The sequence below is a fragment of the Pseudomonas sp. BS3767 genome (genome assembly GCF_900099665.1).
GTDB lineage: Bacteria > Pseudomonadota > Gammaproteobacteria > Pseudomonadales > Pseudomonadaceae > Aquipseudomonas > Aquipseudomonas cerasi.
Genome location: NZ_FNCX01000021.1, coordinates 1 through 1,164 on the forward strand (window position 1 = coordinate 1; position 1,164 = coordinate 1,164).

Annotated in this window: 1 protein-coding gene; it reads left to right on the top strand. The window is 66.6% G+C overall.

Features of this window, described 5'->3' with window-relative positions:
• On the top strand, positions 1-1,164 hold a 1,164-nt coding region (locus tag BLR16_RS27775), incomplete at both ends, for a condensation domain-containing protein (protein WP_256333259.1).

Here is a 1,164-nt window from a genome sequence, read left to right on the forward strand (position 1 = left end):
GCACTGCGGGATGTGTTTGCCGAGCCGACGCTGCAAGGTCTGGCACGTCAGGTGGCGAACGCCCGGCTCTCGGCGCAGACGCCGTTGACGCTGGTGGATCGCAATCTGCCATTGCCGCTGTCGTGGGCGCAGCAGCGCTTGTGGTTCCTCGATCAACTGGATCGGGCGGCCGGAGCCGCCTATCACATCCCGGCGGGACTGCGCTTGCGCGGCCGATTGAACAGAGACGCCTTGCAGGCCACGCTTGACCGGATCGTGGCGCGCCACGAAACCCTGCGCACCCATTTTGCCTTGCACGAGGGCCAGGCGATCCAGGTGATCGCGCCGGCGACTCAAGGGTTCGCCCTGGTCACTCATGACCTGCGCCCGCTGGACTGCGCGGCGCAACATGAGACGCAACACGAGGCCGTAGAGCAGCTCGCTCGCGAGGAGGCGCTGGCGCCATTCGACTTGTCGAGGGGGCCGCTGATTCGCGGGCGGCTTGTGCAACTGTCGGAGACGGAGCACATCCTGCTGGTGACGCAGCACCATATCGTTTCGGACGGTTGGTCGACGGGCGTTCTGCTTCACGAAATCGGCATGTTGTACCGCGCCTTCAGCCAAGGGCTGGCCGATCCTCTGCCGGCACTGGACTTCCAGTATGTCGACTACGCCGCGTGGCAGCGGCAGTGGTTGCAGGGCGAGACGCTGCACACGCAGGTCGACTTCTGGCGGCAGCACCTGAGTGGTGCACCGGCCTTGCTGGAGCTGCCAACCGACCACCGCCGCCCACCGTTGCGCAGTTACGCCGGCGGACGGGTGAGCCTGGCCCTGAGCCCGGCATTGACGGCAGGGTTGCGACAGCTGGGTCAGCGTCACGGTGCGACGCTGTTCATGACCTTGCTGGCGGGCTGGTCGAGTCTGCTGAGCCGCGTCAGCGGGCAGGACGATGTGGTGATCGGCACGCCGGTGGCAAATCGTCCGCGCAGCGAACTGGAGTCGCTGATCGGCTTCTTCGTCAACACACTGGCGCTGCGGATCAGGCCGGAAGGGGGCCTGAGCGTGGCCGCGTTGCTGGAGCAGGTCAAGACGGTCATGCTGGCGGCGCATGCGCATCAGGACCTGCCGTTCGAGCAGGTGGTGGAGGCGCTGCAACCACCGCGCAGCCTGGGTCATAGCCCGATC